The organism is Collinsella aerofaciens, from assembly GCF_028206795.1.
Taxonomy (GTDB): Bacteria; Actinomycetota; Coriobacteriia; order Coriobacteriales; family Coriobacteriaceae; genus Collinsella; species Collinsella aerofaciens_AX.
On sequence record NZ_JAQLFJ010000008.1, the window covers coordinates 18,488 to 37,322 of the forward strand.

Here is an 18,835-nt window from a genome sequence, read left to right on the forward strand (position 1 = left end):
CGATGTGCTAGCGTTTGAGTGAACAAAACGAGCCCATGCGGAAAGGAGCCGGACCGTATGCCATGCGATAGCACATCCCCGCTGTCTCGCGAGACCGATGCGCCCGAAACTATCGTCAAGCTGGAGTGCGACATCGACGACGCGTCGCCCGAGGTGCTCGCCTACGCCGCTGACCGCCTGCGCGAGGCCGGCGCCCGCGAGGTGCATTGGCTGCCGCTTTACTGCAAAAAGGGTCGCCCCGGATGGCAGTTGCAGGTGATCTGCTCGCACGAGGATATCGAGCGCCTACAGACGATTATCTTTTTGGAGACCACGACCAACGCCGTTCGTCGCCAGGTGATGGAACGCGTTTGCCTGCCGCGCCGATTCGAGCAGGTGACAACGCCTTGGGGCGAGGTATCCGTTAAGGTGGCGACCCTGCCCGACGGCAGCGAGCGCGCGGCTCCCGAGTACGAGAATTGCGCCCGTCTTGCCCGCGAACATGACGTGCCGCTCCAACGCGTGATGCAGGCGGCTCAGAGCGCGGCGCTGCGATTCGAGTAACACGGTAGATGGGCTCCATATCCGCCAGATCCCGTATTCAGCCCCTAGCAACCCCACTCCGAAAGGACTCCCCATGAAATACCTCATCGCCTCCGACATCCATGGCTCGGCATACTGGGCCGAGCGCCTCTGCACCGCCATCGAATCCGAGCAGCCCGACCGCATTGTGCTGCTGGGCGACCTGCTCTACCACGGCCCGCGCAACGAGCTGCCGCGCGACTACGCCCCCAAGCGTGTGATTCCGCTGCTCAACGCCCTGGCCGACCGCATTATCGCGGTGCGCGGCAACTGCGACGCCGAGGTCGACCAGATGGTCCTCGACTTCCCCGTCATGGCCGACTACGCCACGCTGTTCGACGAGACCGGCCGCGAGCTGTTCCTGACGCACGGCCACGTCTTTGGCGCTGGCATGCATAACAGCGTCGACCACGCACCCGCGCTGCCTGAGGGTTCCGCGCTCGTCTACGGTCACACGCACGTCAAGGTCAACGAGGAAAGCGCCGCGCACCCGGGTCTGTGGCTCTTCAACCCCGGCAGCGTGAGCATCCCCAAGGACGGCTCGCACAGCTACGGCATCTACGAGGGCGGCACGTTCCGCCACGTGGTCATGGAGGAGGACTAACCATGGCCGAGCATATGGCTCAGCAAAATGCCGAGGGTTCGCGTGATCTGTCCACGCTGGTAGACGCGTCGGCCGAGCTGCAGCATCTGGTACAGACCATCTGGCGCCTGCGTCAGCCCGATGGCTGCCCATGGGACCGCGAGCAGACGCACCGCAGCATTGGCAAGAACATGATCGAGGAGGCCTACGAGGCACTCGACTGCATCGAGGCCGACGATGCCACGCATCTGCGCGAGGAGTTGGGTGACGTGCTGATGCAAGTCGTACTGCATGCGCAGATCGCGGCGGACGCCGGCGAGTTTACGCTAGCCGACGTGGCGCGCGATATCGACGCCAAGCTCATTCGTCGTCACCCGCACGTGTTTGGCGATGCGGATGCCGACAACTCCGACGAGGTGCTCAAGATTTGGGACGAGGTCAAGCTTGCCGAGAAGACTGCCAAAGACCAGGCCGTGGCGGCAGGCGAGGCCGCGCCCGAGGGGCTGCTCGACGGCGTGCCCACGCACCTGCCGGCGCTGATGCAGGCGCAGAAGGTGTCGCGCAAGGCGGCTGCCGTAGGCTTTGAGTGGGAGACGGTCCAGGACGTGTGGGACGAGGCAGCTGAGGAGCGTGCCGAGTTTGAGGCCGAGGCTCCCGGAACGCCCGAGCGCGAAATGGAGTTTGGCGATCTGCTCTTTGCCCTGGTCAACGTCGCGCGCAAGGAGGGTATCGACGCCGAGAGCGCCCTGCGTGCCAGCACGGCAAAGTTCCGCCGCCGCTGGGCCGCGATGGAGCAGATGGCGGCCGACGCCCACGTGGATCTTGCCGAGCTTTCGACCCATGGCCTCAACGACCTGTGGGACGCAGCAAAGGCAGGGGAGTAATACCGCGGGAGCGACGGGACAGACTTGTCCCATCGCTCCCATTATTTTTTAAAAAGATTGTATCGCTTGGCTAACTTAGGGCATAATACAAAAAGTGCGACAAGGCTAACTTATGAACCTTCGCGCCGCTGCAGCGTGTAAGCCGCGTCGCCAAGCATTCAACCCGTTTCCAAGTGAGAGGGAGACAACATGAGCGATATTTTGGATGTCTACGGTCGCGAGGTGCTCGACAGTCGCGGCAACCCCACCGTCGAGGTCGAGGTCGTGCTCGAGGACGGCAGCTTCGGCCGCGCGATGGTGCCTTCGGGCGCTTCGACCGGCGCCTTTGAGGCATGTGAGCTGCGCGACGGCGACAAGGGCCGCTATCTGGGCAAGGGTGTCTCGCAGGCCGTCGAGCACGTCAACAACGAGTGTGCCGATGCCGTCGTGGACCTCGACGCCTTCGATCAGCGCGCCGTCGATGCCGCGCTAATCGCCGCGGACGGTACGACCAACAAGACCAAGCTCGGCGCCAACGCCATTCTGGGCGTGTCGCTGGCAGTTGCCCGCGCCGCAGCCGAGTCGGCGGGCCTGTCGCTGTACCAGTACCTGGGCGGTGTCAACGCCCATCTGCTGCCCACGCCCATGATGAATATCCTCAACGGCGGCGTGCACGCCGACAACAACGTCGACTTCCAGGAGTTCATGATCATGCCGGTGGGCGCCCGGAGCTTTGCCGAGGGCCTGCGCTGGTGCGCCGAGGTCTACCACACCCTCAAGGGCGTGCTGCACGAGGCCGGCTTGGGCGGCGGCGTGGGCGACGAGGGCGGCTTTGCGCCCAACCTCAAGACCAACGCTGAGCCGTTCGAGTACATCACCAAGGCCGTCGAGAAGGCTGGCTTTAAGCCCGGCGTCGACTTCATGTACGCCATGGATCCGGCCTCGACCGAGTTCTACAACGCCGAGACCGGTATGTACGAGCTCAAGGGCGAGGGCGTGGAGTACACGAGCGCCCAGATGGTCGATTACTGGGAGAAGCTTGTCGACACCTATCCCATCATCTCCATCGAGGACGGCATGGCCGAGGAGGACTGGGACGGTTGGGTCGAGCTCACCCAGCGCATTGGCAACAAGGTGCAGCTGGTGGGCGACGACCTGTTTGTCACCAACACCGAGCGCCTCAAGAAGGGCATCGAGCTGGGCGCCGCCAACGCGATCCTGGTCAAGGTCAACCAGATCGGCACGCTCACCGAGTCGCTCGAGGCCATCGAGACCGCCAAGGAGGCCGGCTACGCCTGCATCGTGAGTCACCGCTCCGGCGAGACCGAGGATTCCACGATCGCCGACCTGGTCGTGGGCGTCAATGCCGGCCAGATCAAGTCGGGCGCCCCGTGCCGTAGCGATCGCATCGCCAAGTACAACCAGCTCATCCGCATCGAGGACGAGCTCGAGGGCAGCGCGCGCTACGCCGGAAAGGCCGCGTTCTACAACATTCGCTAGGCAGGCGGCGTGTGCGGGGACGGAGCTGACTCGGATTCGCCTCGTTCCCGCCGGGCACTGTTGAGCACCATTGGGCGCTGGGCCATATGGCTCAGCGCCTTTTTTATGTCGAGCAAGGGCCGCCGAAGGCGGTGCGCGCACTCGTGCTATAACTAAAGGACTTAGCGCAAACAAACCTCAACCGCACAAGGCGCACATGGATCAGATTTACGACAACAGGTACTATTCCGCCGGTTCGCGTGAGCCGTCGCCTCGCCGTGCGCGCACGGTGCAGCTCGGTGGGTCCGCCTACGCCGGCGCCGACCGCTCCACGCAGCGCCCGACAAGTACCTCGCGCCCCAATGCTCATGTGAATGCTTCGGCAGATGGACCGGTGCGCCCGGCACGTTCGTCGCATGCGTCGCGTCCCTCGGCCCAGACGCACGACAGGTCGAGTAGGCCCTCGAGCCGTCTTTCGGGTTCGGACTTTATGCGCTACGCCAACGACAACGCGGTGATTAAGGCGATCTATGACTTTACGCATGGCTCTCTACGCCCGCTGTTTATCGGTATCGTGGTGGCGCTTGCGCTCGTGAGCCTGTATTTCCCCGTGCGCGATCTGTATGTGGCAAAACGCTCGAGCGACATCTTGGCCAAGCAGGTCGAGATTCGCGAGCAATATAACGACGAGCTGCAAAAAAGCGTCGACAAGCTGCTCTCGGAGGAGGGTATCAGGGATGCGGCGTCCGAGGACCTGGGCCTGGTGATGCCTGGCGAGACTAGGATTGATGTCTTGGGCTTGGACGATGATTCGGACTCGTCGCCGGCTGAAAAGAAGTCGTCGAACGCCAAGAAGGCCAGCGAGGTGGCCAAGGAGATCGAAGAAGTCGGCAAGGACGCGCCGTGGTACATTCAGACGCTCGACATGCTGTTTGGATTTAACGGCGTCGAGGGTCAGACGGTCGCGTCCAGCGGCGAGTAGGCGAGTAGCGCCCGGAGGGGAGCCCGCAATGACAAATTGCAAACGATATAAGGTGGCCGCGATTGACCTGGGAACGGTGTCGTCGCGACTGGTGTTGGCGCAGGTCGAGGCCGGGGCGATCGTGGAATCGTCCAAGCATACCGAGATCACCGACTTGGGCGAGGGCGTGGACGCGACGGGGCGCTTTTGCGAGGCGGCCGTTGAGCGCGTGCTCGCTGCGTGCCGCATGTTTGTGGACGAAGCCCGTACCTTTGGGGCCGCGTGCATCTGCACCACCTGCACGAGTGCCGCGCGCGATGCGTCCAATGCCGCGCTGCTGCTGGACGGTCTGCGCGATCTGGGGCTCGAACCGCAGGTGATTCCGGGCGAGGTCGAGGCGCGCCTGACGTTTTTTGGCGTGGCGCACGACTTTGCCGGCGAGCGCATCATTGTTGCCGATTCGGGCGGCGGCTCCACGGAGCTCGCTACGGGTGTATACGCGCCGGAGCGCGGGATCTTCGCGCTGGAGGGAACGCGTTCGCTGGACATTGGTTGCCGTCGTGTGACGGAGCGTTTTTTCTCGGCGTTGCCGCCTTCGGACGGCGAGCTTGCTGCCGCTGCCGACTGGGCGGGCGAGCAGTTCGAGGCCTACTTTGAGAGCCTGCCGAGCGATTTTGAGCGCGCCGAGCGCTTGGTCGCGGTGAGCGGTACCGTCACCACACTCGTGGCGCTGGTCCACGAGCTGGAGCCGTACGACTCGAGCTTTGTGCACCTGCGCGAGCTTTCGATGGAGCAGATCTCGGACGCTATCGATCATATGTCTACGCTGGATGTGGAGGGTATCGCTGCGCTGCCGGGCGTGCAGCCCAAGCGCGCGGGCGTGATTCTGGCCGGCGCCGTGGTGGTTCGCGAGCTCATGCGCGCCGGTGGCTACAAGACGCTCACCGTAAGCGAGAACAGCCTACTCGCTGGCATGGCCGCCACTATCAACGAAACCCTCGACGGCGCGACCCCCACCATCGGCTGGACCCCGAGCCTGAGTGCTCTTTAACCGTCTTCCTCTGAGTTGCGGTGAAATAGTTCCTAAATAAGCTGGTAAACGGTATAAACGGGGGTGCGGACAGAAAGTTGGACCGTGAAGCGGTCCGGACTGGAGGTTCGCATGTACAGCAGGGAGAAGGTCGAGCTCTTCCTCCTGGCGACGGAGGACGGCATGGGGCCGACCGCCGCCGCGAAGTTCGCGGGGGTCTCGGTGGGCGCGGCCAAGAAGTGGGCGACGGGGCACCTCCCGCACAGCTACACCGGGGCGCGCTGTAGAATCGGGGCGAGGAAACCGCCACGGAAGGAGGCCGGCTTGGGCCCCGACAAGTCGACCTACGCCCCGCCGGCGACCGGCCCGCTCGCCGGGCTCAACGAGGACCAGATAGAGAACCTGCTGCTCAGGGCGGTGTTGGCCGACCTAAAAGCGGAAGGGTGGGACCCGGCTTCGATCTCGAACAGGAGCAAGTGCGAGCTCGGCGAGAGATTGAGGCGGGCGACCGCCCTGCCCCTCCGCTCGATCACAGGTTTCTTGAGGATATCGAAGAGCTCCTATGAGTACTGGAGGCCCCGCGTCGCCGCGCCGCGCGACCGCGACGCCGACATACGCGACCGCGTGGTGCGCATCTTCCGCGAGGGCTCGGGGTGCTGGGGGTACCGCACCGTCTGGGCGCGCCTGCGCCGCGAGGGGGTCCGCGCCAGCGAGAAGCGCGTGGCCCGCGTGATGCGCGAGGAGGGCCTCGAGGTCGTCTACAACAAGAGGCGCGCCCGGGGCTACAGCTCCTACGCCGGCGAGGTCTCCAAGGCGCCGGAGAACCTCGTGAGCAGGAATTTCCACGCCGACGAGCCCAACCGGCTGTGGCTCACCGACATCACCGAGTTCAGGCTCCCGGGCGGCGAGAAGGTCTACCTGAGCCCGATCGTCGACTGCTTCGACGGGATGCCCGTCGCCTGGTCGATCGGGCTGCACCCCGACAAGCGCCTCGCGAACTCGAGCCTGCTCAAGGCCTGCGCGTGTTAGCGCTAATCTAAAATTGACCACTTTCGCAAACGCATCTCGCCGAATGCGCTAACGCGCTTTCGCCGAACCCGCTAACGTACTTTCACCAACTGCGCTAACGGAACTATGCTCCGATCGGGTATCCGACCCGGGAGGAGCGGGATATGGAGCGAAACGTAATGGGAGAGCTGAATGTCTACAGGGGGTCCGGCGCGAAACCGAACTTCAGCGAGATCGCGAGGAGGCACGGCATGGACCGGCACACGGTCGCCAAGTACTGGCGGGATGGCGAGTCCGCCGCCGACGGGAGGTCCGCGAGGGGCAGCGCCTTCGACCCGCTCGAGGAGGTGATCCGCGCGAAGGCCCAGCTGCCCGGCATGACCAAGATGGCCGTGTACGCGTTCCTGCGCGAGAGCCGCGGGGAGGGGCTGCCCGGGTACGGCGCCTTCACCGCATGGTGCCGGGCCCGCGACGTGCCCTTCGGAGGCGCGGGCGGCCGCGAGCCGCACCCGCGGTTCGAGACGCCCCCGGGCAGGCAGCTGCAGTTCGACTGGAAGGAGGGCATGAGGCTCGTCGACTCGGAGGGCGAGGTCTTCGAGTTCAGCGTGTTCACCGCGACGCTCGGCTACTCCCGGAAGCACCGCTTCATACCGGTCAGGAGCCGCACGCTCGACGACCTGCTGTCCTGCCTGCTCGCCACCTTCACCCGCCTCGGCGGCGTCCCGGAGGAGTGCATCACGGACAACATGTCGTGCCTGGTGACCGTCTCCGGTCGCAGGAGGACCAGGCAGGAGAGGGCGTGGCGGTTCGCGCGGGAGGCCGGCTTCGAGCTAAGGCTCTGCGCGCCGCGCTCGCCGCAGACCAAGGGCAAGGACGAGTCGGCCAACCGCTTCCTGAACCGCCTGCTCGCCTACGGCGGCGAGTTCACCGGGTGGGGCGGCCTCGCCGAGGCGGTGGCCCGGGTCGAGGCCCAGGCAAACTCGGAGCCGAACCGCACCACCGGCCTGCCGCCCGACGCGCTGTTCATGCGGGAGAAGGAGAGCCTGCGGCCCATCGGGAACCTCCGTCTCCTCGAGTCGATGGTGGGCGACGTGAGCGTCCAGACCGTCCCGCCGACCATGCTCGTCAGGGCCGCCGGCAGGGAGTGGTCCGTGCCCAGGCGCTGCATCGGCCGGCGCGTGAGCGTCATAGCGATGCCCGGCGGCCAGGTCGTGGTGAGGATGGCCGGCGAGGAGGTCGCCGTCCACGACGCCGCGTCCGGGCCGTCGAGGCCAATCAACTACGACCCCGACCACTATGGGCAGGCCCTCGAGGGGAAGCGGGGCCTGGCCGACGCGGACATCGCCGAGGCCGCGCGCGCAAATCTCGCGCTGCTCGACTCGCTCGGAGGGGCGTGATGGGCGCCGTCGCGGAGGGCAGCCCCTCGATCAGGGCGCAGGCGAACCTCTCCGCGCTCGGGCTGCACGAGATGGCGGCGTCCCTGCCCGACTACGTGAGGATGGTCGCCGCGGGCGAGCGGGGCTTCGCCTCCGCCCTCGAGGAGATGACGCGCGTCGAGGTCGCCGCCCGGGAGGTCAGGATCACCAACCAGCGCATACGGTCGTCGGGGTTCCCCTACGTCAAGGGGCTGGCGGACTTCGACTGGGACTTCCAGCCGTCGGTCCCGCGCGCCGAGATCGAGGAGCTCGCGACCCTGAGGTTCGTCGAGCGGGCCGAGAACGTCCTGTTCGTGGGGAGCCCCGGCGTGGGCAAGACGCACCTCGCCGTCGCGCTGGGCATCGAGGCGGTCAAGGCGGGGCGCGAGGTCAGGTTCGTGGACTGCGCCCGGCTCGTCGAGGACCTGGAGGACGCCTCGTCGCGCGGCATCCTCAAGAAGAGGCTCAAGTACTACGCCCACTCGAGGCTGCTGATCATCGACGAGCTCGGCTACCTCGACGTCGGCAGCGCGGGCGCGGACCTGCTGTTCCAGCTGATATCGACGTGCTACGAGCAGCGCTCGACGATCATCACCACCAACGTGGGGATCAGCGGCTGGGGCAGGGTGTTCGGGGACGACGTGGCGGCGAGCGCGATCGCGGACAGGGTGTGCCACCACTGCCACCTGGTCAAGATAACCGGCAGGTCCTACAGGCTGAAGGACCTGCCGAGGGACGGGCCCGTCAAGTCGTGACCGGAATCGGTGAAATAACGTTAGCGCAACCGGTGAAACCGCCTTTGCGCAAACGGCGCGCCTGTTTAGCGAAACTGGTGAAAAATAGATTGACGCTAACAGCGCGGCGAGGCCGGCGGGCGCGCGCACGACGATCCACTCGGACCGGGGCGGCCACTACCGCTGGCCGGAGTGGATCGGGATCTGCGAGGAGAACGGCCTGATCAGGAGCATGTCCGCGAAGGGCTGCAGCCCGGACAACTCGGCCTGCGAGGGCTTCTTCGGGCGCCTCAAGAACGAGTTCTTCCACTACAGGGACTGGGAGGGCGTGACGGCCGAGGAGTTCATGGGAAGGCTCGAGGCCTACCTCGTGTACTATCGTGAGGAGCGGATCAAGAAGTCCCTCGGGTGGCTGAGCCCGATGGAGTACCGCAGGAAGCTTGGATACGCCTAGGCGCGGTCCAAGAAATCATCCGCACCCCCAACAGGATCTATTCCACCGCAACTTAGAGCCCCGCCGGCGTGTAAAAGAAACGAGCCCGCATCCCTTGGGGACACAGGCTCGAAAGCTCCATATGGTAGGGGCGGTGGGACGTCCGCGCATTTGCTGCGCAAATACGCACCGGCTTCGGCCGCCTGTCGGCGCCCTCGCCGGCTCGCTACGGACGCTGCGCGTCCGCTTAACGCTCGCCCCCTCGCGGGTTCGAGTCCCACTGGCATCTAAAAGAAGCGAGCCCGCATCCCTGGGGAACACGGGCTCGCAAGCAATCACATGGTAGGGGCGGTGGGACTCGAACCCACAATCCTTGCGGCGAGAGATTTTAAGTCTCCTGCGTATGCCAATTCCGCCACGCCCCCGTGAGACTAGAAGTCTAGCACAAGCCGTCCGTTACGCGTTGACGGCCATCGAGTGTTGGCCCGACTTCTCCAGGAACTCCTGGAACTTGGCTTCGTCGCCTTTGTTCTTGTACTGCAGGGCTAGCAGGTACTCCAAGCGGCAGCGCTTGACCGGGTCGTCGCCGACATCCTCGAGCATGCGCTCCAGCTCGGGAATGTCGTTGTGGCGCTTGAGGATCATCGTGTCGTACATCAGCTGACACTCGTGCGCAACTGCCTCGGCCTGACCGCCCTCAAAGCCCTTGATCTCGTGCAACAGCTCTTTGGACTTTTTGCGGTCCTCCTGGCCAACATAGTAGTTAAAGGCCTTAATCACCAAGTCGACGCGCTGCATCTTGGGGAGGTTGAGTCCCAGCAGTAGGTCGAACATCTCGCTGGCACGCTCGTGGTCCTCGCGCAGCAGATAGGAGTTCAGACGCAGGTAGTCGCGGTTGTAGCGCGGGTACAGCATGCTGGTGAGTTTGCCGTCGAGCAAACGATCGAACTCGTCCCACTGCTTGGCAGCCATAAGCTGCTGCAGGCGCTTAAACGTGGTGCGTTTTTTGACGCTAAAGAACACCGACACGGCGATGCAGATGATAACGACGGCGGTCCAGAGGGTGCGGGAATCGGGCATATTAGGGTCCTTAGTCGCTCATAAAGCGAGCGGTATGACAACACGTACTAGATGTATTATACGCAGCGCGCAAGCAAACTGGCATAAAAGCTCATCGAGGCCGAGTGCCATCGCTCGCTGCGGTACACTTACCTAAAGTAAACCATGAAGGGAGACATTACCTATGAAGAAGATCGTTTTGGCTTGCGGTGCTGGCGCTGCTACTTCCACGCTCGTTGCCCAGAAGGTCGCTACTCTGCTCGACGCCAACGGTTATGCCGACAAGTACGAGATCGTGCAGTGCGCCATCTCCGAGGCCAAGGATTACTGCGACGAGGGCGCTGACCTGCTGATCGCCACCACCGTTGCCCCCGAGGGCCTCACCTGCCCGTACGTGAGTGGCGTGCCCTTCATGACCGGCATGAACCGCGTTGCCGCCGAGAAGGCCGTTCTCGACGTCATGGCTCAGTAGGCGCTGACTGCATGAGTGAGCAGAACGCCAACCCGGTAGAGCTCTTTGGTATGCGCGTTGCCCATGTGGGCATTAACGCCACCGACCCGGCAGACGCCCTGGAGATCGCGGAGCTGTTCTCGACGATGATGGGCCTGCCCGTCACCGAGACCCCGGTTTCGTACTTTAACGATTCGCTGGTCGAGATCATGAAGCAGAACGGTCGTGGCACCAAGGGCCACATCGGCTTTGCCGTTAACGACATCGATGCAGCTGAGAAGTGGTTTGCCGAGCGCGGGCTCGAGGTCAACGAAGAGTCGCGCGCGCTGCTGCCCGACGGTGGTACCAAGCTCGTGTACTTTAAGCGCGAGTTCGCCGGTTTCGCCGTGCACCTGTGCCGCGAATAGCGCACAAGCTGCCATAGCTAGCAAAAAGGGATAGGGCCGCGTGGCCCTACCCCTTTATTTATGCCGAGGGGCTTCCTACCGCGGCAGGCGAATCGTAAAGCGGCTGCCGACGCCCTCGACTGAGGTCACGCCAATGACACCGCCATGGCTATCGACGATCCACTTGGCAATGGCAAGCCCCAGGCCCGAGCCCTGCGCGCCGGCATTGCGTGCGTTGTCGGCGCGGTAGAACCGTTCAAACGCGTGAGCTGCGGATTCCTGGTTCATGCCGATGCCCTCGTCCTCAACGCTTATGTCGATTGTGCCCGCGCCCGCATCCGGCGTTATGCCAAATGTGACGGTCGTTCCCGCGTCCGAATACTTGGCGGCGTTTTGCACGATCACGCGTAGCGCCTGCTTCACGAGTGCCACGTCGACGGGCGCGTCGCAGCGCGAATCGCTGACAAGCGCGGTGTCGTACGCCAGCCGATACGTGTGCGCGGTATCGATCATCTGCGATTCCTCGCATACCTCGCCGACCAGTGCGGCCAGGTTGGTATCCGCACGCCGCAGGACCGTGCGCCCGGCATCGCCGCGTGCCAAAAACAGCAGCTGCTCCACGAGCTCTTGCATGTGCTCGCTTTCGGCCTTGAGGGACGCGATGGATTCCGCCAGCACGTCCGGGTCGTCTTTGCCCCAGCGATCGAGCATGTTTACGTAACCCTGAATCACCGCGATGGGCGTGCGCAGCTCGTGGCTCGCATCGTTGACAAAGCGCATCTGTTGCAGTTTGGCCTCTTGCATCTGGCGCAGTAGGCGGTTGAGTGCAACCTCGATGCTTGCCAGGTCGGCGTCGCCGGTAGTGACGCTCGGCGAGTCGACGCTTGCGCGCTCGATGGCTTGCTCCAGTGTTTCCATCTTGCCGCCGGCGAGTTGCATGCGGCCGAGTTCGTCCACGCGCAGGGCCAGATCGTTGAGCGGCGCCATGGTGCGGCGCACGCGGCGGGCGCCGCCGAGCATGTTGAGCACGCTGATGACCTGCCAACCCACAACGACAAGGTAGAGAGGCCATAGCGTGACGAGGTCCTGCGCGAGGGGGAAAGTCTTGGTGGTACGCGCAAGCTCGACGGTATAGGTGAGCGTTGTCAGGTCCCAGCCGCGCGCGGGCGTCAGCGTCATGCCGCGAACGGTGGCGCTGGGGATCCATCCTGCGGTAAACGCGCCGTTGGGCAGCGTCTGGTTGTATCCATAGACAAGGATCGCCGCCACAATCACTACTAGCAGCAGGTCGAGCCAAACGTAGCTCATCAGGCGGCGCCACATATAGCTCCAGTTGATGGCGCGGGCGATGGAGGTGACGCGTTTGGCCTCGGCGTTACGCGCGGCAGACATAGCCCACCCCGCGCACGGTCTGGATGATGCGGGCGCCGCCGGCGTCCTCGATCTTGGCGCGTAGATGCGCGATGTGCACGTCGACGTTGTTGGTGTCGCCCATGTATTCGTAGCCCAGCGCTTCGTGCGCGATGCGTTCGCGCGTGAGCACGGTCTCGGCATGCGCCATAAGCAGGGCGAGGACATCGAACTCGCGGGCCGTGAGCGCAATGGGCGAGCCGCCGACCGTGACTTCGCGGCGGTCGGGGTCGAGCGCAACCGAGCCCACGGCGAGCGTGGCGGGGGAGAGCGAGGCGGAAACCTGGGTCGAGTCACTGACCGGGGGCATCGCAGTGGCGCCGACACCCGTGCCGCCTGCCGCGCCCGTCCCGATGCCGCCAACGCCCGAAGCCGCCCGCACGGCCTCCGAGCGCTTCAACGCCACGCGGATCCGTGCGAACAGCTCCTCAATCGCAAACGGCTTGGTCAGGTAATCGTCGGCGCCGGCATCGAGCCCGGCCACCTTGTCCATCACGGCATCGCGCGCGGTGACCATTATCACCGGCACATCCTTGTGCTTACGGACGCGCCGCAGGACCTCCATGCCGTTGAGCTGCGGCAACAGCACATCGAGCAGAATAAGATCGTAGTTGCGCTCCAGCGCCAGGTCCACGGCGGTGCGGCCATCGGCGGCGTGTTCCACCTGGTAGCCCTCGTGCTCCAGCTCGAGCGTCACAAAGCGGGCGATTTTCTCCTCGTCCTCTACGATCAGGATCCGTGCCATGCGTGCCCCCGTCTGCGATTACTTGTCGTCGTTCAGATTTTGCTTGATGTCGTCCGCGGCATCGGCGGCGTGATTCATAAGGTTGTTGATGCTGCCGGGCACGTCGCCGTCGCTGTCGATGCGGTAGCGCATGCCAAAGAACAGGCCAATCAGCATCAGCCAAATCGTAGCGCCCCAGGCAAACAGGGCGATGATGGGGATCAGGATGGGGATGTTGAGGATGATCGCATCGCGGCGCGTGGCGATAAACTTGGTGTCCAGGCTCAGGCGGAAGAGCTTTTTGAGGTACTCCCATACGCTGTCCATCTTCTTGGAGAAGTCGGTCTTTTCGCTCGACTTCTCGTAGGCGGCCTGCGCGGCGACCATCTCGGCTGAGGGCTCATCGACCGGCTCAGACTCGGTGGCGGCATGCGCTGATGTGGTCTGGGTCTTGCCCTGCGACTCGAGCCAAATGATGGCGTCCAAAACGTTGCCGTCGGCGGCATCGAGCGCGGCCTTGGCATCGGTGTAGCTCACGTTGCACTTGGTGCGGATGGTTTCAACTTTTTCGAGGTCGTCCATGACCTGTCCTTTCGTTCGATGGGCGCGACGCCAGGCGATCTGCCTGGGCGCGAGCGTTGCGTTCGGCGGCCTGCGTTGCGCGGCGCCGCCCCGCCCTTGGTCGAACTCTATAGTGCAGGTTATAGATTAAGCGATTCTTGAGCCAAGATTAATGTTGGATGAGTTTTTGGGTAGCGGTGGGAAAAGTATTAGACCTCGATAGCGGGGGATGTGGTGCCGGTGCAAAACGGCGTCAAAGGTTGGTCGAGCAGGCGGTTTCTCCATTGATGTCCGCACGACATGTGACACTTACCCTGCCGCCCTGCTCTGCCGCGGAGGCATGTACCCAAACAACGACCCTCTAAGGAGTTCGATATTGATGAGTGACAACGCAAAGCATCTCGCAAAGAAGTGCGTTAAGGACGCGGGGCCGTGCCTCGCGCTGTGCGTAGCCGGCGCAGCGGTCGCGCTGCTGGCTTCTTTGGGGCCATTCGACGTGCTCCGAAGTGCCGTCTCTCTGCACGTTTGCATGGCCCTTGCCGGCGCCATGATGACCGGCGGCGTGCTCGATCTGGTTTTTTGGGTGCTTGACCCGTTTGGATGGAAGAACGAGGGGTAAGCCCTAAGGGCTGGAACGGTTGGCTTAGTGATCGTGCAGAATGCGGGCTAGCGACTTACAGGGAAGTGGTGATCCGATGACGGTCTATGTGACGGGCGATATTCACGGCGGCGTCGACATGCAAAAGCTGCGCGACTGGGACCTTGGGGATAGTCTGACGAGCGACGACTATCTGATTATCGCCGGCGACTTTGGCTTTCCGTGGGATTTCTCTGCCGAAGAATGTGCCGACATCGCTTGGCTGGAATCGCGTCCCTATACCGTGCTGTTTGTCGACGGCAACCACGAGCGTTTCGATCACTGGGCGGAGCGCCCCATGGAGTTGTGGCACGGTGGGCTGACGCAGCGCCTGTCGGACACCTCTCCCATACGGCGCCTGGCGCGCGGCGAGGTTTTTGAACTCGACGGCTCAACGATCTTTACCATGGGCGGCGCCACGAGCGTGGACAAGGAATACTGCATTCCGTATTCCAGCTGGTGGCCGCATGAGCTGCCGAGTGAGCGCAACTTTGAGGAAGCGCGGACAAAGCTCGACAGCGTGGGCTGGAGGGTCGACTACGTGATCACCCACACCTGCTCTACGCGTATGCTTTCGCCCACGCTTTATCCGGCACCCGGCTGGAATTGCCCCACGGTTGATCGACTTACGGCATTTTTCGATGAGCTGGAAGACCGCTTGGATTACAAGCGCTGGTACTACGGGCATTTTCATCGGGATGCCAACCCGGCCGAGCGCCATACCGTGCTCTACGATTGCATCATTCGCTTGGGTGACGAACTCCAGCCCTGGGATGTTGCGTAGGGGGCGGGATGGCTGGCTACTCGATCGTTACAGTGATGTTCTCCCGGTGCGCGCGGATGACGTCCCAGCTAAAGTGCTCGACCAGCTGCTCGGCAGAGCGCGGTGTGGTGTCCGGTGCGATGCCCGTTTGTCCGGCGAGCCATCCCAGCAGTGCCTCGGGCGTGCCAAAGCGGGCGCGTAGTTCGCCCAGGTCCAGATCGCGGTCGCGCTTGGAAAGGCGACGGCCATCCGGCGACATGAGCAGCGGAATATGTGCGTAGTGCGGCGTGGGAAGACCCAGCAGATGCTGCAGGTAGATCTGGCGCGGCGTGGAGCCAAGCAGGTCGCATCCGCGCACGACCTCGGTGACGCCCATGGCGGCGTCGTCGACCACCACGGCTAGCTGATAGGCAAACACGCCGTCGCTGCGGCGCACCAAAAAGTCGCCGCACTCGGTAGCGAGTGCCTCGCATTGGGCCCCGTACGTGCGGTCCACGAATTCGATCACGTCGTCTGCGAGGTCATCGACGGTGGGCACGCGCAGACGCGTGGCCGGGGCGCGCAGGGCGCTGCGGCGGGCGACCTCTTCGGCCGAAAGCCCTCGGCAGGCGCCACGGTAGATGGGCGTGCCGTCGCTGGCATGCGGCGCGCTCGCGGCGTGGAGCTCGGCGCGCGTACAAAAGCAGGGATAGGTGAGGCCGGCGTCTTGCAGCTGGCGCAAGGCGCTCTCGTACAGGTCGAGGCGATCGTGCTGGTAGTAGGGGCCATCGTCCCACTCGAGTCCTAGCCAGGCTAGGTCGTCAATCAGTTGAGCGGCAAGTTCCGGGCGCTTGCAGCGATCGTCCAGGTCCTCGATGCGCAACACGATGCTGCCGCCCTGGCTGCGGGTCGAAAGCCACGAGCACAGGCAGCTGAACACGTTGCCCAGGTGCATGCGGCCCGAGGGCGACGGGGCAAAGCGACCCACGACGGGCGTGGGAGCGGGAGAGGAGGTCGTCGTTGGCGCGTCCGCGGCGGGCGCTGCTATGTTGCGTGCGTTGATATCCATGCGGACGAGTATAGCGCGGGACACGGTAGGGAAGGCGTTGCCGTGGCTCGCAAGTTGGCGGCGCTGCGCATTGCGCACGGCGGGTTTGCGGCTCAACGTCTCGATTGCCGCGCACTGACTCAGCCTCACAAACGACAGAAACCCCGGCAGCTCTTCGCAACTGCCGGGGTTTCCGCGGAAAAGGGGGACATGATCCTCGAGCGAACGGCAAAGGGGCAAACCGTTTTCGCTCAACTGCTTTATGCCCCTCGGCTGGCGGCTCAATCAGCGCATGCCGCGCCCACACAAAGCCGCTACACCTGTGACGGAGCTGTGAAGTGGTGTCTATCGTTGGTGCAGGCCATGCCAAGGAGTGTCCCAAATTGCCGGCAGATAAGGAACGTCCCTAAGTGCCAGACTCGGGTGGGACTTTTGTCCCATTTGACGTTCCGTTGGCCCAGATATTCGTCATGTGTGCCCGTAAACGTGGGACAATGACGCTGTTGGTATCACAGACAAAGGATGTGCCTATGAACGCCCCCGTTGCCAAGACCTGTCGGCAGCGCCGCCTATTCGCGCGATTCGCTTCCGTCTGCGCGCTCGTCGCGCTTGCGTTGTTGCTGCTGCCTGCCGCCGCGCATGCCGACGGCTACTCTATGACCCAAACCTGTATCGGTGCCACGGTCGAGGCCGACGGCTCGCTGACCGTTGTCGAGGGGCGCCAGTTCGATTTCGATGACGACATCAACGGCGTGTTTTGGGAGATCAATGCGGGCACCAACCAGCAGGGCGGCGCGGCGGGTGTCAACGTGCTGAGCGTCGAGGAAGAGGACACCGCGTTCAACAAAGTCGATAGCGCAAACAAGGGTGACTCTGGCGTCTACACGGTCGAGCAGTCCGACGGCGGCGTAAAGATCAAGGTTTTCAGCCCCCACGAGAGCGGCGATAGCGTGATCTATTACGTGAGCTACACCATGACCGGTGCGGTCATGAACTGGGCCGATACCGCTGAGCTCTACTGGAAATTTGTAGGTGACGGCTGGTCCGCGGATTCCGACGATGTCGAGATGGAGGTGTACTTCGCAAATGCCGCTGCCGGGACGGCGGCCGTCAAGGGCGATAACTTCCGCGCATGGGGCCACGGCTCGCTGACGGGCGACGTGTCGCTCGATGAGGACGAGCCCATGGTCACCTATACCATTCCCTGCGTGCATCAGGGCGAGTTCGCCGAGGCACGCATCGCCTTCCCCAGCGACTGGGTGCCGCAGCTTGCCGCCTCGGGCGAAGAGCGCATGTCGACGATCCTGAGCGAAGAAAAAGAATGGGCCGACGAAGCTAACGCCCGCCGCGCTCACGCTCGTATGATTGCCATTGCACTTGCCGTGCTAAGTGTTGTCGCGGCGGTGGCCTTTACCGGCACAATCGTTGTGCTCAAGCTGCGCCGCCGCAAGCCCAAGCCGCTTTTCCAGGACGAATATTTCCGCGATGTGCCTTCGGCCGACCATCCCGCCGTGCTTTCGGCCCTCATGAGCTGGAACGAGGTGCCCGATCAGGCATATATCGCCACGCTCATGAAGCTCACCGACGATCGCGTGATCAAGCTGGAAGAAGCGACCGAGACCAAGAAGAAGGGTCTGCTCCGTCGCGAAAAAGAGGAGCAGACGTATCGCATCACAGTGACCGACGAGGCCTGGAAGGCTGCCAAGAAGGACGGCATCGATCGCGATGTGCTCAAGGTCTTCTTCGCCGGCGTTAAGCCCGATAAGGACGGAGTCCGTTCGCGCACGTTTAGCGAGCTGGAGGAGTACGCTAGCGAGCGCACCACATCTGTTGGCGACAAGCTCGAGGACTATCAGAACACCGTTAAGGGCAAGTTGGCCGATAGCGAGTACGTTGCCTCGGACGGCATTGTCGCAATGGTGTTCTGCCTGGTTCTTGGTATTCTGATCGCCTTTGTTCCCATGGGATCCATTTTCTTTACCGACGGCGCACAGGCGAACATTATCGCCGCGGTTATCTCGGTGCCGATTGTGCTGGTGGGTATTGGCGTGGGCCTTACGTTCCGCCGCTTTACTCCGGAAGGTGCCGAGGTAGCGGCCCGCTGCAAGGCGCTCAAGCATTGGCTCGAGGACTTCACGCGCCTAAAGGAAGCCGTCCCGGGCGATTTGGTGCTGTGGAACAAGCTGCTGGTGATGGGTGTGGCGCTGGGCGTTTCGAAGGAAGTCCTGCGTCAGCTTGCCGAGGCGGTGCCTCCCGAGGTGCGCGAGGCCGACGGTTTCTACGACAATTACCCCTGCTACTGGTGGTACTACCACCATTACGGCATTGATTCGCCGCTCGATTCGTTTAACGATGTGTATCACGAGAGCATCCGTGAGCTGGCTTCGAGTTCCGATAGCTCGGGCGGCGGCGGAGGCGGTGGCTTCTCGGGCGGCGGAGGCGGCGGCGTCGGCGGAGGCGGCGGCGGAACGTTCTAGCGAGCGCTTGCTTTGGGGTGGATCTTTCTGGGCGGTTGCCAGGGAAGATTCATCCCATTTTTGTGCATCGAAACGGGTCAAACTTTCCGCTGAGGACCTTCGCGCAAGGGGCAGTGGACAAAAAATGCCAAATATGAGTACTGTTGCTGCGTTGGTCACATATGTTTGCACATAATAATGGCTCCTAATGAGAGTACTTCTCGTTAGGAGCCTATTTTATTGAACATTTGGGGAGCTACGTCAGCTCGTGCAGCTGGTCGTCATGCCTACAAG

General features: G+C 63.4%; 19 protein-coding genes, 1 tRNA gene and 1 pseudogene. 15 read left to right on the forward strand and 6 right to left on the reverse strand.

Translation table 11 applies throughout. The annotated features are described in order from the left end of the window. Nucleotides 1-57: 57 nt before the first annotated feature. The 10 genes and pseudogenes from larC2 to PMX70_RS06535 all read left to right on the forward strand — a co-directional run. Nucleotides 58-543: a nickel pincer cofactor biosynthesis protein LarC2 gene (gene larC2, locus PMX70_RS06490; protein WP_271740402.1), complete on the forward strand. Its 486-nt coding sequence runs from the start codon at nt 58-60 to the stop codon at nt 541-543. Between the two features lie 73 nt (nt 544-616). Further along, a complete protein-coding gene (yfcE, locus tag PMX70_RS06495) occupies nt 617-1,165 on the forward strand; it encodes a phosphodiesterase (protein WP_271740401.1) in 549 nt (182 codons plus the stop codon). Nucleotides 1,166-1,167: 2 nt separating this feature from the next. After that, the gene (gene mazG, locus PMX70_RS06500) at nt 1,168-2,028 is read left to right on the forward strand and encodes a nucleoside triphosphate pyrophosphohydrolase (protein ID WP_271740400.1); all 861 of its coding nucleotides are present in this window, start codon (nt 1,168-1,170) and stop codon (nt 2,026-2,028) included. Nucleotides 2,029-2,217: 189 nt separating this feature from the next. After that, complete coding sequence (eno, locus tag PMX70_RS06505; protein ID WP_271740399.1) at nt 2,218-3,507, forward strand: phosphopyruvate hydratase; 1,290 nt, start codon at nt 2,218-2,220, stop codon at nt 3,505-3,507. A 196-nt stretch (nt 3,508-3,703) separates the two neighbouring features. Next, nucleotides 3,704-4,468, forward strand: a complete 765-nt coding sequence (locus PMX70_RS06510; protein WP_271740398.1) for an FtsB family cell division protein — start codon at nt 3,704-3,706, stop codon at nt 4,466-4,468. Between the two features lie 28 nt (nt 4,469-4,496). Next, nucleotides 4,497-5,498, forward strand: a complete 1,002-nt coding sequence (locus PMX70_RS06515; RefSeq protein ID WP_271740397.1) for a Ppx/GppA phosphatase family protein — start codon at nt 4,497-4,499, stop codon at nt 5,496-5,498. Nucleotides 5,499-5,609: 111 nt separating this feature from the next. After that, on the forward strand, nt 5,610-6,506 hold the full coding sequence (locus PMX70_RS06520) for an IS3 family transposase (protein WP_271740396.1): 897 nt from the start codon (nt 5,610-5,612) through the stop codon (nt 6,504-6,506). A 143-nt stretch (nt 6,507-6,649) separates the two neighbouring features. Continuing rightward, nucleotides 6,650-7,882, forward strand: coding sequence for an IS21 family transposase (istA, locus tag PMX70_RS06525; protein ID WP_271740663.1), 1,233 nt, complete (start codon nt 6,650-6,652; stop codon nt 7,880-7,882). Next, nucleotides 7,882-8,655 carry an IS21-like element helper ATPase IstB gene (gene istB / locus PMX70_RS06530; protein ID WP_271743186.1) on the forward strand — a complete coding sequence of 258 codons (774 nt, stop codon included), beginning with the start codon at nt 7,882-7,884 and terminating at the stop codon, nt 8,653-8,655. Before istA ends, istB begins: the two co-directional genes overlap by 1 nt. 127 nt (nt 8,656-8,782) lie before the next feature. Next, nucleotides 8,783-9,088 (forward strand): annotated as a pseudogene (locus PMX70_RS06535) (IS3 family transposase); the annotation flags it as partial. A 319-nt stretch (nt 9,089-9,407) separates the two neighbouring features. On the opposite strand, the gene PMX70_RS06540 reads toward PMX70_RS06535, so the two are convergent. Both PMX70_RS06540 and PMX70_RS06545 read right to left on the reverse strand, forming a co-directional pair. Beyond that, a tRNA-Leu gene (locus PMX70_RS06540) sits at nt 9,408-9,492 on the reverse strand. Nucleotides 9,493-9,523: 31 nt separating this feature from the next. Continuing rightward, a complete protein-coding gene (locus tag PMX70_RS06545; protein WP_271740251.1) occupies nt 9,524-10,147 on the reverse strand; it encodes a hypothetical protein in 624 nt (207 codons plus the stop codon). Nucleotides 10,148-10,310: 163 nt separating this feature from the next. Between PMX70_RS06545 and PMX70_RS06550 the strand changes: the two genes are divergently transcribed. Both PMX70_RS06550 and PMX70_RS06555 read left to right on the forward strand, forming a co-directional pair. Next, nucleotides 10,311-10,598 (forward strand): PTS sugar transporter subunit IIB, encoded by a 288-nt coding sequence (locus tag PMX70_RS06550; RefSeq protein ID WP_006235903.1) that lies wholly within the window; start codon nt 10,311-10,313, stop codon nt 10,596-10,598. Nucleotides 10,599-10,609: 11 nt separating this feature from the next. Next, nucleotides 10,610-10,984, forward strand: coding sequence for a VOC family protein (locus PMX70_RS06555; protein WP_035137716.1), 375 nt, complete (start codon nt 10,610-10,612; stop codon nt 10,982-10,984). Between the two features lie 75 nt (nt 10,985-11,059). Here the strand turns inward: PMX70_RS06555 and PMX70_RS06560 are convergent, their stop codons facing one another. From PMX70_RS06560 to PMX70_RS06570, 3 genes are read right to left on the reverse strand one after another with little or no spacing between them, the layout of a single operon-like run. Beyond that, the gene (locus PMX70_RS06560) at nt 11,060-12,355 is read right to left on the reverse strand and encodes a sensor histidine kinase (RefSeq protein WP_006235906.1); all 1,296 of its coding nucleotides are present in this window, start codon (nt 12,353-12,355) and stop codon (nt 11,060-11,062) included. Further along, complete coding sequence (locus PMX70_RS06565; protein ID WP_006235907.1) at nt 12,339-13,118, reverse strand: response regulator transcription factor; 780 nt, start codon at nt 13,116-13,118, stop codon at nt 12,339-12,341. The genes PMX70_RS06560 and PMX70_RS06565 overlap by 17 nt, the downstream gene beginning before the upstream one ends. Nucleotides 13,119-13,136: 18 nt before the next feature. Next, entirely contained in the window at nt 13,137-13,679 is a 543-nt protein-coding gene (locus PMX70_RS06570) for a UBA domain-containing protein (RefSeq protein ID WP_006235908.1), read from the reverse strand. Nucleotides 13,680-14,037: 358 nt separating this feature from the next. On the opposite strand from PMX70_RS06570, the gene PMX70_RS06575 reads away from it, so the two are divergent. Together PMX70_RS06575 and PMX70_RS06580 are read left to right on the forward strand one after the other, a co-directional pair. Next, the gene (locus tag PMX70_RS06575; RefSeq protein ID WP_040359765.1) at nt 14,038-14,277 is read left to right on the forward strand and encodes a hypothetical protein; all 240 of its coding nucleotides are present in this window, start codon (nt 14,038-14,040) and stop codon (nt 14,275-14,277) included. A 76-nt stretch (nt 14,278-14,353) separates the two neighbouring features. Beyond that, a complete protein-coding gene (locus PMX70_RS06580) occupies nt 14,354-15,079 on the forward strand; it encodes a metallophosphoesterase (RefSeq protein ID WP_271743187.1) in 726 nt (241 codons plus the stop codon). A 16-nt stretch (nt 15,080-15,095) separates the two neighbouring features. Here the strand turns inward: PMX70_RS06580 and gluQRS are convergent, their stop codons facing one another. After that, nucleotides 15,096-16,106: a tRNA glutamyl-Q(34) synthetase GluQRS gene (gene gluQRS, locus PMX70_RS06585; RefSeq protein WP_416378138.1), complete on the reverse strand. Its 1,011-nt coding sequence runs from the start codon at nt 16,104-16,106 to the stop codon at nt 15,096-15,098. A 509-nt stretch (nt 16,107-16,615) separates the two neighbouring features. On the opposite strand from gluQRS, the gene PMX70_RS06590 reads away from it, so the two are divergent. Continuing rightward, nucleotides 16,616-18,562: a DUF2207 domain-containing protein gene (locus PMX70_RS06590; protein ID WP_271743189.1), complete on the forward strand. Its 1,947-nt coding sequence runs from the start codon at nt 16,616-16,618 to the stop codon at nt 18,560-18,562. The last annotated feature ends 273 nt before the right edge of the window (nt 18,563-18,835 follow it).